Origin of the sequence: Curtobacterium luteum (assembly GCF_001475545.1) — a bacterium.
GTDB classification, from domain to species: Bacteria; Actinomycetota; Actinomycetes; order Actinomycetales; family Microbacteriaceae; genus Curtobacterium; species Curtobacterium luteum_A.
In genome coordinates this window covers 1-12,399 of record NZ_LDQC01000078.1, presented here as the reverse complement: position 1 = coordinate 12,399, position 12,399 = coordinate 1, and the positions used below count along the sequence as shown (strand labels likewise).

General features: G+C 72.4%; 13 protein-coding genes. 6 read left to right on the top strand and 7 right to left on the bottom strand.

All coding sequences use genetic code 11. The features are described 5' to 3' along the window. The 4 genes from NS184_RS13265 to NS184_RS13250 all read left to right on the top strand — a co-directional run. Positions 1-545 (top strand): class F sortase (locus tag NS184_RS13265; RefSeq protein ID WP_345969013.1); only part of this gene is annotated, 545 nt, incomplete at its 5' end. A gap of 97 nt (positions 546-642) precedes the next feature. Continuing rightward, positions 643-1,188 carry an RNA polymerase sigma factor gene (locus NS184_RS13260; RefSeq protein WP_058726582.1) on the top strand — a complete coding sequence of 182 codons (546 nt, stop codon included), beginning with the start codon at positions 643-645 and terminating at the stop codon, positions 1,186-1,188. A 5-nt stretch (positions 1,189-1,193) separates the two neighbouring features. Next, entirely contained in the window at positions 1,194-2,003 is an 810-nt protein-coding gene (locus NS184_RS13255; protein ID WP_152998219.1) for an anti-sigma factor, read from the top strand. A 92-nt stretch (positions 2,004-2,095) separates the two neighbouring features. Further along, on the top strand, positions 2,096-3,655 hold the full coding sequence (locus tag NS184_RS13250; protein ID WP_058726587.1) for a helix-turn-helix domain-containing protein: 1,560 nt from the start codon (positions 2,096-2,098) through the stop codon (positions 3,653-3,655). A gap of 83 nt (positions 3,656-3,738) precedes the next feature. Here NS184_RS13250 and NS184_RS13245 read toward each other — a convergent pair whose 3' ends face one another. Next, a complete protein-coding gene (locus NS184_RS13245; RefSeq protein WP_058726580.1) occupies positions 3,739-4,503 on the bottom strand; it encodes an SDR family oxidoreductase in 765 nt (254 codons plus the stop codon). 29 nt (positions 4,504-4,532) lie between these two features. Next, positions 4,533-6,038 (bottom strand): hypothetical protein, encoded by a 1,506-nt coding sequence (locus NS184_RS17945; RefSeq protein ID WP_193750478.1) that lies wholly within the window; start codon positions 6,036-6,038, stop codon positions 4,533-4,535. 135 nt (positions 6,039-6,173) lie between these two features. Here NS184_RS17945 and NS184_RS13235 point away from each other — a divergent pair, with 135 nt between their 5' ends. Together NS184_RS13235 and NS184_RS13230 are read left to right on the top strand one after the other, a co-directional pair. Further along, positions 6,174-7,757 (top strand): Na+/H+ antiporter, encoded by a 1,584-nt coding sequence (locus NS184_RS13235; RefSeq protein WP_058726578.1) that lies wholly within the window; start codon positions 6,174-6,176, stop codon positions 7,755-7,757. Beyond that, positions 7,754-8,506, top strand: coding sequence for an ABC transporter permease (locus NS184_RS13230; protein ID WP_206556288.1), 753 nt, complete (start codon positions 7,754-7,756; stop codon positions 8,504-8,506). Before NS184_RS13235 ends, NS184_RS13230 begins: the two co-directional genes overlap by 4 nt. Before the next feature lie 95 nt (positions 8,507-8,601). On the opposite strand, the gene NS184_RS13225 is transcribed toward NS184_RS13230, so the two are convergent. The 5 genes from NS184_RS13225 to NS184_RS13205 form a co-directional block, all read right to left on the bottom strand. Next, positions 8,602-9,108: a tetratricopeptide repeat protein gene (locus NS184_RS13225; protein WP_058726577.1), complete on the bottom strand. Its 507-nt coding sequence runs from the start codon at positions 9,106-9,108 to the stop codon at positions 8,602-8,604. Positions 9,109-9,141: 33 nt separating this feature from the next. Then, positions 9,142-9,546: a hypothetical protein gene (locus NS184_RS13220; protein WP_058726585.1), complete on the bottom strand. Its 405-nt coding sequence runs from the start codon at positions 9,544-9,546 to the stop codon at positions 9,142-9,144. 145 nt (positions 9,547-9,691) lie between these two features. Next, complete coding sequence (locus NS184_RS13215; RefSeq protein WP_242863055.1) at positions 9,692-10,438, bottom strand: FAD:protein FMN transferase; 747 nt, start codon at positions 10,436-10,438, stop codon at positions 9,692-9,694. Beyond that, on the bottom strand, positions 10,435-10,971 hold the full coding sequence (locus tag NS184_RS13210; RefSeq protein WP_058726576.1) for an FMN-binding protein: 537 nt from the start codon (positions 10,969-10,971) through the stop codon (positions 10,435-10,437). Before NS184_RS13210 ends, NS184_RS13215 begins: the two co-directional genes overlap by 4 nt. Further along, positions 10,971-12,399, bottom strand: a 1,429-nt coding sequence (locus NS184_RS13205) for a ferredoxin reductase family protein (RefSeq protein ID WP_058726575.1), incomplete at its 5' end; no start/stop codon positions are given. The genes NS184_RS13205 and NS184_RS13210, both read right to left, overlap by 1 nt.

Here is a 12,399-nt window from a genome sequence, read left to right as displayed (position 1 = left end):
CCCTCGCCCCCTCGAGCACGCCGACACCCCCTCCGGCGGCGTTCTCGACGGCGGTGCCGCAGCAGTCCGCGACCGTCCCCCCGGTCGCTCCGGAAGCCGCGGCACCCGCCCGGGTCAGCGTCGACTGGGCCGGCGTCACCGCGGCGGTCCGCCCGGAGGGCGTCGACGACCAGGGTGCCATGGCGCTGCCGCCGGACCCGGCCGTCGCCGGCTGGTACCGGTACGGCGCCGCTCCGGCCTCAGCCCAGGGCACGGTGGTCCTCGCCGCCCACGTCGATGCGATCGGCTACGGGATCGGCCCGTTCGCCCACCTCCGGGACGTGCCGGACGGTCGCACCATCACGATCACGGACACGGCCGGCGCCGAGACCCGTTGGCGGATCGACTCGAGGTCACTGCTCGAGAAGCGCGGTCTCCCCTGGGACCGCATCTTCCGCACCGACGGCGACCGGCGACTCGTGCTCGTCACCTGCGGCGGCGTGTTCGACGCGCAGACCCACCACTACGAGAGCAACCTCGTCATCACCGCGACGCCGGTGTCATGACCCGGGAGACACGATCGTGTGCCCGACGGACGCCGCCCCCGCGGTACCCCTACGATCGAGGCACGGTCGCAGTCGACCGCCCCGACGACAGGACCACGTGACGACCACCCTCCCCGACGACGGCGAGCTCTCCGACGCCTTCAGCGCCGGGGGCGAGGCGGCCCTGCGTGCCGTGTACGACCGGTGGTCGCCGCTCGTGCACACCCTGGCACTCCGGGCACTGCGCGACCCGATGGCCGCGGAGGACGTCACGCAGCAGGTCTTCGTCAAGGCCTGGCGGCGGTCGGGGAGCTTCGACCCCGCACGTGGACCGCTCGGTGCGTGGCTCGTCGGCATCACCCGGAACTGCATCGCCGACGCGCTGGCCGAGCGCGCCCGTCAGGCCCCCACCACCGACCCGACGGTCGTCGAGGAGACCGCCGTGGCGCCCGAGTCACCCTTCGACCTGGCCGAACGTGCACTCGTCGCCGGGGAGCTCGACCGCCTCGACGACGAGCCGCGACGCGTCATGCGATTGGCCTTCTACGAAGACCTCAGCCATCGTGAGATCGCGGAGCGGCTGCAGATCCCCCTCGGCACCGTCAAGAGCCACATCCATCGGAGTCTGGCTCGGCTCCGAACACGTCTGGAGGTGATCGAGTGAAGCACGTGGACGACGAGACGCTGGCGATGCTCGCGGTCACCGACGTGGTGGCGGACGACGAGGTCGCAGCACACCTCGCCGAGTGCGCCCGGTGCCGCGCCGAGGTCGCGGACCTCCAGCGCGTCGCGGCCGTCACCCGCTCGGCGGCGGGTGTGGACCTCGTCGCGCCCCCGGAGCGGGTCTGGGACCGCATCGCTGCGACCGTGCGCTCGGAGCGGGCAGAGGACGACCTGGAGGCACGGGTCGAGCCCTCCTCGCCGGCGCGGCCCGCCACCCCCACGCAACCCGTCGACCCCGTGCCGGCGGCCGTCCGCCCCGCCGGCCGACGTGACCGTCGGGGCACCGCCGCGGTGCGCCGACGTCGTCGGACGGTCGCCGGCGTCCTCGCGGCTGGCATCGGCGTGCTCGCGCTCCTGGTCGGCATCGGCGTGGTCACCGGGGCCGTCCCCGGCACCGGCAGCACCGAGATCGTGGTCGCGCGGGCGACCCTCGACGCGCTCCCCGACTGGGGTGGCGCTCGCGGGACCGCGGAACTCGAACGCGCCCGGGACGGACGACTCACCCTCGTGGTCGACGTCAGCGGCGACCGCGACGCTTCGGACTCCGGCACGCTCCGGGAGGTCTGGATGATGCAGTCAGACCTCAAGGGCCTCGTGAGTGTCGGCTTCCTCGACGGCGACCGCGGCCGGTTCACCGTGCCGGCGGACATGGACCTTGCGAGGTACCCGGTGGTCGACGTCTCCGCCGAGCGCGACGACGGCAACCCGGAGCACTCGGGCGACTCGATCGTCCGCGGCGACCTGCACCGAGGTTGACTTCTCACAAACGGTGTATTCCCGATCCGTTCCTGGGAGTTCGGACGCAGATGTCACCCGTTTTATCTCACGAGCGTGTTAGCGTGCCGTTCATGACCGACACCACCCTCGTCGCTCCCCAGACCACCGCAGCACCCCTCCGTGAGGTCGGCGCGCTGATCCGCGGTGCCCGCAAGGGCCGCGGCATGACCCAGGCGCAGCTCGCCGAACGGGTCGGCACGAGCCAGAGCGCCATCAACCGCATCGAGCAGGGCGGGCAGAACCTCAGCCTCGAGATGCTCACGCGCATCAGCGACGCCCTCGACCAGCAGATCGTGTCGATCGGCGGGGCCCCGCAACGCGCGCACCTCCGCGTGCAGGGTGGCCGCAAGCTCAGCGGCTCCATCGCGGTGAACTCGTCGAAGAACGCCGCCGTCGCACTCCTCTGCGCCTCGCTCCTCAACCGCGGCGTCACCCGGCTGCACAAGGTCGCGCGCATCGTCGAGGTCGACCGCATCATCGACGTCCTCCGGAGCCTCGGCGCGAGCGTCACGTGGTCGGAGGACGGCGAGGTGCTCGAGATCGTCGCCCCGTCGGACCTCCGCCTCGACGCCATCGACGCCGACGCCGCTCGCCGCACCCGCAGCGTGCTCATGTTCCTCGGCCCGCTCAGCGGTCGGTTCGACGCCTTCCGCCTGCCCTACGCCGGCGGCTGCGACCTCGGCACCCGCACGGTCGAGCCGCACCTCATCGCACTCCGTCCGTTCGGGGTCGACGTCGAGGCCACCAACGGCTGGTACGAGGTCGACGTGGCGAACAAGGACGTCCCGACGAAGTCGATCGTCCTCACCGAGCGCGGCGACACCGTCACCGAGAACGCGATCCTCGCCGCGGCCGCCCGCGACGGCGTCACGACGATCCGCAACGCCAGCCCGAACTACATGGTGCAGGACCTCTGCTTCTTCCTGGAGCTCCTGGGCGTGCAGGTCGAGGGCATCGGCACCACCACGCTCCGCATCACCGGCCGCAGCGTCATCGACGAGGTCGTGGACTACTGGCCGAGCGAGGACCCGGTCGAGGCGATGAGCCTCCTCACCGCAGGCATCGTCACCGGCTCGACGCTCACCGTGACGCGTGCCCCCATCGAGTTCCTCGAGATCGAGCTCGCGACCCTCGCCGAGATGGGCCTCCGCTTCGACGTCTCCGAGGAGTACGACGCCGCCAACGGCCGGACCCGCCTGGTCGACATCACGGTGCACCCGTCCGAGCTGCACGCTCCGATCGACAAGATCCACGCGATGCCGTTCCCGGGGCTCAACATCGACAACCTGCCGTTCTTCGTCGTCATCGCGGCCTGCGCGACCGGCACGACGCTCGTCCACGACTGGGTGTACGAGGGCCGGGCGATCCACCTGCTCGACCTCACCCGCCTCGGGGCGAACGTCACGCTGCGCGACCCGCACCGCCTGGACGTCACCGGGCCGACGCACTTCTCCGGTGCCGAGGTCAGCTGCCCGCCGGCCCTCCGTCCGGCCGTGGTCATCCTGCTCGCGATGCTCGCCGCGAAGGGGGAGAGCGTCCTCCGCAACGTCGGCATCATCGCCCGCGGCTACGAGGGCCTGCAGGAGCGCCTCAACTCGCTCGGCGCGTCCATCGAGACGTTCCACGACTGAGTCGCACTCGCTGCGGTCGCGGACGTGACCAGGTGACGGACGGGAGGCTCGTGGCGGATCCGCCACGAGCCTCCAGTCCGTCGTCAGCCGCGTCCGACGAACGGCATGGCGGTCGGCATGATCGTCAGGGTCGGCACGTTCGCGCCGGCCGGCAGGCCGGCCATGTACGCGACCGCGCGGCCGGTCTCCGCGACGTCCATCGTCGGCTCGCTGCGGGTGGTGCCGTCTGCCTGCAGCGTGCCGTCCGCCGCCCCGGAACCCATCGACGTGGCGGCGTTGCCGATGTCGATCTGCCCGCACGCGATGCCGAACGGGCGGCCGTCGAGCTGGAGCTGCTTCGTCAGGCCGGCGATGCCGTGCTTCGCGACGGTGTAGGGCGCGGACAGCGGCCGGGGAGCGTGCGCGGAGATCGAGCCGTTGTTGATGATCCGACCACCCTGCGGGGTCTGGGCGCGCATCACCCGGAACGCCTCCCGGGCGCAGAGGAACGAGCCGGTGAGGGTCACCGCGAGCACCTCGTCCCAGGTGTCGAGCGTGAGTTCGTCGAAGGGTGTCGCGGGGGCGCCGGTCCCCGCGTTGTTGAACAGCAGGTCGACACGACCGGAGCGGTCGACGGTCTCGTCGAAGAGCCGTCGCACGTCGGCCTCGACGGACACGTCGGCGACCACCGGGACGATGCGCTCCGACTGCGCGGCGACCTCGTCGAGCGGTCCCGGCCGGCGCCCGGCTACCACGACCGTCCAGCCGTCGGCGGCCAGTGCGAGGGCGGCGGAGCGGCCGATCCCGCTCCCCCCGCCGGTGACGATGGCTGTGCGCTCGGGGCCGTCGATGGTGAGGTGGTCGTCCATGCCCGAACGCTACCGCGGCCGAGCGAGCGTCAGATGTCGAGGACGCCGTCGACGGCGGCGCTGCGGGGCGGGATGTGGCCGGTGGCGATGTCCTCCTCCAGGTGCACCGTGACGTACCCGTGGTCGACGGGGCGCCCGGTGTCGTCGAACACGCGGTACCGACGCCGGAGCCGGAGGAACGGCACCGCGGCGTGCTCGAACGACACCTCGACCTCGGTGCCGGGCCACTCCCCCTCGACCTCGACGCGCAGGTCCCGGTAGTCGCTCCGGATCCGTCGCGGACCGTCGACGCCGCGCGACCACCCGACGGCGGGGTCGGCGAGGTGCGTGAACTCCTCGGCGAGCTCGGTCGTGGCGTGCTCCCGCGCAGCGGTGTCGAGCTCGCGGAGGCGCCACCGGGTGCCGTCCACACCGTCGAGGTCGAGCCGGTCGACGAACGGCGAGCGGCGCGCTCCGAGCTCGCCCGACACCCGCTCCCGCTCGGCGTCTGCCGCGTCAGCGTCGTACCCCTCGTCGTCCTCGACCGGCACCGAGTCGAGCGACTCGGTGTCGATCGACCGTGGGAAGCCGCCGGACACGTCCACGACGACCGCACGCGGCCGGTAGACGACGTCGTGTCCACCGAACCGCCCGGGGACGAGGTCGGGGCCGGTGCGGTGGAAGCGGACGGTCATGCTGTCCCCGTCCACCGAGGCCCCCTCCACGAGGTGGTCGACCTGGACGGTCGTGCGTGTGCCGTCGGGAGCGATGCACTGCAGTTCGGTCGGTGGGGTCGGCGACGGCGGGCCGGGCTCGCTCAGCTCGGGTGCGTCGAATGCGTCGGCGTCGTCCGCGAACCCGATGGACCACTGGTACGCGGTGGCGACGACGTGCTCGCCGTCCGCGTCCGGGTCGGTGTCGCCGTCCGGGTCGGTGTCGTCGTCCGGGTCAATGTCGTCGTCCGGGTCAGGGTCGGCGTCGTCGTTCCGGTCGGCGTCGTCGTCTTCCGGTTGCCAGGCGTCCTCGTCGTCCTCGTCCGTCGGTTCCACCCAGGTCGTGGGGTCGGGCCAGAACGGCCCTGCCTCGGCCCAGGGCAGGTCATCGGACGCGAGGCCATCGAGTTCGTCCTCGTCCTCGTCCTCCCCGCCCTCGTCGTCGTCCCCGTCCTCGATCCCGACCTGGCCCATCCATGCCGATGCGTCACGAGGGTCGGCCAGCCAGAGGCCGGTGGCGTCCACGCCGACCACTCGTCGATCGCCGAGGTCGACCGCGGCACCCACCCGCTCGGGGTCGAGGTGCACCGCGGTACGGGTGGTCTCCTCGATGCCTTCGGAGCGGTACACGATCCAGAGGCCGTCGGGCGTCGGCCACGACTCGGCCCCGTCGACCGCACGCTCGGGCAACGGGGCATCCGGCCACGTCAGCCACCGCACGAACTCGCCGTCCCGCAGCACGGCGGCCACGGGTCGTTCCTCGTCCGGCACGATGACGTGCTGGCCGACGGGGACGGCGTCGAGCGGGACGAGGTGGTCGGGACGGCCGTCGGTGCTGGTCACGACCGCGACGCTACCGTCCGCCGCGCCACGCGGACCGACCGCGACGCTACCGTCCGCCGCGCCACGCGGACCGACCGCCGCCACCGAGAGCAGCAACGGGGTTGACTGGGACGTCGGCCACAGGAGGAGGAACGCGTGCTCGGACCCGAACTCGTGGTGGTGCTCGGCCTCGCGATCGCCGTGACCGCAGGGCTCGCCGATCGGATCCGCGTCGCACCGCCCGTGCTGCTGCTCGTCATCGGCGCGGGGTTGGCACTCGTCCCGGAGTTCTCGGACCTGCAGCTGCCCGCCGACGCCGTCCTGCTGCTGTTCCTCCCGGCGCTGCTCTACTGGGAGAGCCTGACGACCTCCCTGCGGGAGATCCGGAACAACCTGCGCGGCATCGTCCTCATGGGCACGCTGCTCGTGGTGCTCACCGCCGGAGCCGTGGCCGCGCTCCTCCACGTGCTCGGCGTCCCCTGGGGACCCGCATGGGTGCTCGGTGCCGCGGTCGCTCCGACCGACGCCACGGCCGTCGGAGTCCTCACGCGCATGCTGCCGCGGCGCAACGTGACCGTGCTCCGTGCAGAGAGCCTCGTGAACGACGGCACGACCCTCGTGGTCTACGGCATCGCCGTCGCCGTGACCGTCGGCACGCAACAGCTCACGCTCTGGGGCGTCTCCGGCATGCTCGTGCTGTCGTACGTCGGCGGGGTGGCCGCCGGACTCGCTGCCGCCTGGCTCGGGAAGCTCGCGCTCCGACGCGTCGAGTCCGTCGTGCTGCAGAACCTCCTCACGCTCCTCGTGCCGTTCGTCGCGTTCCTCGCTGCCGAGGCGATCGACGCGTCCGGCGTGCTCGCCGTCGTCACCGCCGGCATCGTCGTCAGCCAGGTCGCGCCGAAGCTCGACCGCGCCGAGACCCGACAGCAAGTCCGGGCGTTCTGGTCCTTCCTGACCTACCTGTTGAACGGTGCACTCTTCGTGCTGGTCGGGATCGAGGCGATGATCGCGGCACGTGCGCTCGACGTCGGGGAGCTCCTGCATGCCGCGGGACTCATCGTGGCGGTCGCCGTGCTGCTCGTCGTCGTCCGGTTCGCCTTCCTCAACGCGGCCGGTGGCGCGGTGTGGCTCGTGACCCGACGGACCGGCGGGGAACCGCGCGAGGGCCGTCGCGACCGGCTGGTCAGCGGCTTCGCCGGGTTCCGCGGTGCGGTCTCCCTGGCGATGGCCGTCGCCGTGCCGCGCACGCTCGAGTCGGGGTCGGCGTTCCCGGACCGGGACCTGATCGTCTTCGTCACGGCCGGCGTGGTCGTCCTCACGATCGTCGGGCAGGCGCTCGTACTGCCGGCGGTCCTCCGCCGTGCCGCCCTCCCCGAGGACGAGTCGGTCGGCGAGGAGCGGCGGTACGCCGAGCGCACCGCGATCGAGGAGGCGCTGGACGCGCTCCCCCGGCTCGCGCGCGAAGCAGGTGCCGACCGGACGATCGTGGACCGTGTGCGGAAGGACTACGAGGCCCACCTCGACGTCATCCAGGCGCGGGAGGAGGCCGAGGACGACGACCACCCGGCGCTGCAGCGCCACGACGCCGCGGTCGCGCTCGAGCTCGCACTGGTGCAGCACAAGGCCGCGACCCTTCTCCGACTCCGTGACGCGGACGAGATCGACGACCTCGTCCTCCGTCAGGTGCGCGCCGGCTACGACGCCGAGGAGGCGCGTCTCGACGGATCGACACCCCCGTGACCGTCGACCTCGGCACGCTCCTGTGGACCCTCGTCGGGGTCGCGGTCCTCGTCGCGATCGCCACGACGGCACTCCTGCTCGCCCGCGCACCGTCTCCGTGGGCACCCGCCCTCGCCGTGCTCCGCGGAACGGTCCAGCTCGCGGTGCTCAGCGTCGTCCTGACCGGCGTCATCCGTGACCCGGTGTGGATCGCGGTCGCCCTCGTCGTCATGTTCGGTGTCGCGACGACGACCGCGGCACGTCGCCTCGGGTCGCTCCGGACCCGTCTGCTGCCCGTCGCACTGTCCATGGCGATCGGCATCGGAGCGGCGCTCGTCGTGGTCTTCGGCACCGGCGCGATCGCCTTCTCTCCGCGCTACGTCCTCGCGATGGGCGGCATCGTGATCGGCAACGCGATGACGATCGCGACGCTGTCCGGTCGGCGCTTCGTGGAACTCGTCGACGACCGCTGGGACGACGTCGAGGGGTGGCTCGCGCTCGGAGCCACACCACGCCGGGCGACCGCGGACCTCGTCCGACGCGCGATCCACGCGGCGATGGTCCCGAGCACCGACCAGACCCGGACGACCGGGCTCGTGACCCTGCCGGGAGCGTTCGTCGGCGCGGTGTTCGGCGGGGTCTCGCCGCTCGAGGCCGGTCGGTTCCAGGTCGTCGTGCTCGCGGCGATCATCGCGGCCGGAGCGCTCGTCGCGGTCACCCTGACGCACCTGCTCGCGCCCGTGCGGACGCGTCCTGTGCCGGCTGACTGACACCGGAGCCGCGTCGCTCCGTCGATGCGCCCGGTGTCCAGCGATCGTTCGCCCAGCGAGAGGCGTCCGGCGCCTGGCAGCGCCGAGTCCGGGCGTCAGCGAGCGCCCCGGTCGCCCGCAATCGCGGACGTCGGTGACGTCCGCGAAGCGGCTGCGCTGGCCACCGCGAGACCCTGCTCGGCCGAGGCGAGGAGCGCAGTGTCGTGGCCGCGTCGGAGCTCGACCACCCGGCGGAAGTCCTCGACGGCTCGGTCCGCGTGGCCGGCGGCGAGCAACGCCTTCGCTCGGTGCTGCCGCATGACGGCCTCCCGCGGTGTGTCGCCGCACTCCGCCACGAGTTGGTCGTACTCCCGGACCGCGGCCGCGTGATCGCCCAGATCACGTCTGCAGTCTGCGATCAGTGCTCGAACGCGCGGACTCCTCGGGAGTCCCTGGAGCCGGTCGAGGGCGCGCTGCGCCTGCCCGGTCCAGAGCAACTCGATGACCGTGACCAGCGGATCACCTGCCATGCCGTCGCGGAACGCCGCGAGGTCGGTGATCGCTGGTCGGAGGTCCGCGCCCCGGATGATCCAGCCGGGTCCTCCTGCGACGTCACTCGTCATCGCGGCACCGGTGGCAGTCCGGCGGTGGAGGCGTCACCGGAACGGCCAGTCTTCGGGATGTCGGTACGGGACAGCGACGACCTGCGAAGCGTCGCGGTACACGATCCGCCCAGGAGAACGCGTCGTCAGCTGCACCCACGGCACCTCGTACCGGTCGAGCAGCTCGAGGTAGGGGGCGGTCATCTCGAGGAGTCCGACGGCCTCGGCCACGAACCAGGCCCGCGCACCGGGGTTGACACTCGGGTCGTAGCAGGTCGCATCGACGGTCGTGGGATCGACGTGGGCGGCGGTCGCTCCGAGGTTCGCTCGCAGCAGCCATGCACCGTCTTCGGGCCTCAGCACGGCATCACGCCGGAGTCCGTTCGCGAGCGCGAACACCCCGGGGAACCGTCCGTGTCGGTTCGGCACCGCGCTCTGGTACCGGATGAACTGCGTCACGAGTTCGAGCGTAGGAGAAGCGGCGGCCGAGCGCAGCACGGTCGGCCTCCGGACCCGGGCTGCTGCGGCGTGCGCGCTCGGCCATGTCGGCAACCGCACGGTCGTGGCGGAGGCGCGCCGTGCCTCCCGGTCGATCTCGGCCACGTCAGGATCCGGTGACGGCCTCTGACGACCGCACCATCCGCTCAGCTCCCGGCGTCGCCCAGACCGCACCGTCGACCCCGAACGCGAGGACGTCGACGGAACCCTCCGCGGTGATGCGCCGCAGGTCGTCTGCATCCCCCGCCACGACCGCCGTCGCGAGGACGTCTGCCGTGACGATGTCGTCCGCCACCACGGTCGCCTGCACGAAGGTGGGCGTCGACCGTCGCCAGATGTGCTCGCCGCGCTCCGCGGTGCCCGAGGTGGCGACGGCACGACGAGGTGATTCGAGCGCCACGACACCGACGACGACGTCGCGGCGCGCCGGGTCGACGACGCCGACGCTCCACGGCGCCACGCCGCGGTGCCGCCCACGCACGAGGACGTCCCCGCCCGCGTTCAGCATCCAGTCCTCGGATGCCGCTTCGAGCAGCGTGCCGGCGTCACGGATCGCCAGGGCCTTCACGACGCCGGACAGGTCGAGGACGCCGTCCGGCCGGTGCGGGGTGAACGCGCCACCGGTCCGGTCGCGCCACTCGAGTGCGAGGGCGTAGGTGTCGCGGACCTCCTGCGGGGCGTCGGTCAGCCGGACGTCACCGCGGGCGATCCGGCTCAGGACGGACGAGGGGTCGTACAGGCTGTAGCGGTGGTCGTAGCCCGCGAACACCCGACGCACCTCGGCCGCTGCGGACGCATCGGCACCACGGATGCTCACGACGGTGCCCATCGTCTCGAAGGTCGCGACGCTCACAGGCCGGCCTGGTCCAGCGCGGACTGCAGGGACGTGACGTAGCCCTCACTCGTGTACGTCGCACCGCTCACGGCCTGGATCTGCGCGGACTGGGCCTGCAGGGCTTCCTGCCGGAGGATGGGGGCGGCCTGCTGGCTGATCTGCACGGACCGACCACCGTCGTTCGTCAGCTGGAGCGCCGTGACGTCGGTCAGCTTGCCGCCGGAGACCGTGATCTGCACCTGGACCGGGCCGTACTGGGTCTGTGCGGTCTGGCCGGCGAAGGTGCCGTCCTTGACCGACCCCGAGCCGGCCGAGCTGGTGCCGGAGCTGCTGTCGGTGCCGGAACTGCTACCGGCGCCGGAGCTGCCGCCGGTACGGCTGCCCGCACTCCCGGCGTCGCTCCCCGCACTCCCTGCGCCGCTGCTCGACCCACCCGAGGTCGTCGCCTGCTGCTGCGATGCCGTCAGCGCCGGCTGCGCGCCGACCTGCCACCCGATGACCAGGATCGCCGCCGAGGAGACGATGCCCCCGGCGAGCACGCGCCCGCGCATCACTCGAACCGTTCCTGGTGGATCTGGTGCTCCGGGACGCCGGCGAGCCGGGCCTCCCGGACGACCAGGTCGGACCAGGCCTTCGGCCCGCACACGTACAGGTCGGACTCGAGCAGGTGCGGGAACACCGAGCGCAGGCTGACGCCACGTCGGACGTCGTCCTCGGTCATCCAGCTCTCCCGCGAGTGTGCTCGACGTCCGACCATCGCGAACAGGGCGCTCCCGGTGCGTTCGGCGAGCTCGGCGGTCTCGTCCCAGAGGTACTGCTGGTCGGCGTCGGTCCCGCGCAGGAGCACGGTGGCCTCGCCCGGTCGGAGGTCGGTGTCCTCGAGGAGCGACCGGATCGGGGTGATGCCGATGCCGGAGGCCACGAGCGCGAGGTACGGGGCGGTGCGGGCTCGGCTCGTGAACAGTCCGTACGGGCCCTCGAGCGACACCAGGGCACCGGGCGTGATGCGGCCGAGCCTGGCAGAACCGGCGCCGAGGTCGCGGACCGTGATGCGGGCGTGTCCGCTGCCGGGGACCGCCGAGAACGACACGGGGTGCGCGTGCCACCAGGTCCGCGCGGTCCAGAACCGCCACACCCCGTACTGTCCGCCCTGCACGCCGAGGCGGTCGAGGTCGCGGCCGCTGAGGTGGATCGACACGACCCCGGGCGCGATCGGCTCGACGGCGGTGACGCGGATGCGGTGCCGGAGCGTCACCACCAGGGGCAGGACGAACCGGTACAGGGCGATCAGGCCGAGCGCCAGGGCGTAGAGCGCGATCCAGTAGACGCGCTGCCACGAGCCGTGCGACAGGACACCGCCGACGCTGAGCATGTGCGGCAGGGCGACGAGGACGGCCGCGTAGCTGAGCAGGTGGATCACGTGCCAGGCCTCGTACGGAAGGCGCCGCCGGACCGCGACGAGCGACGAGACGACGACCGTGACGAACAGCCCGAGCGCGAGGTAGGCGAGCGGCATGTCCGGGGTCGAGAACAGCGCGATGGTCTCGGCGACCGGACTGGTCGCCGACTCGGCGGAGTAGCCGAGCGTGAGCAGTGCCCCGTGGGCGAGGAGCAGGTACAGCACGGGCTTCCCGAGCGACCGGTGCACCGCGATCGCGTTGTCCTGCCCGAACACGCGGTCGATGAGCGGGACGCGTGCGGCGAGCACGAGCATCACGAGGGTGAGGTCCGTGCCGATCAGGCCGGCGATGATGCCCGCGTCGGTCAGGACGCTGCCGACACCGGTGATCGTGCGCGACGACGGTGTGACGAGCCACAGCATGACCGCGAACGCGGCCGAACTCCAGGCGAGCACGCCGAGCAGGTCCGCCATCGCCGTCCGGGCGCGGCGCGCACGCCGACGCCGTCGCACGGCCGCTGCGAGCGGTTCGGAGGGCGCTGGACGGAGCGGGGGTCGGCTCGTCGCGGCGGATCGAGCC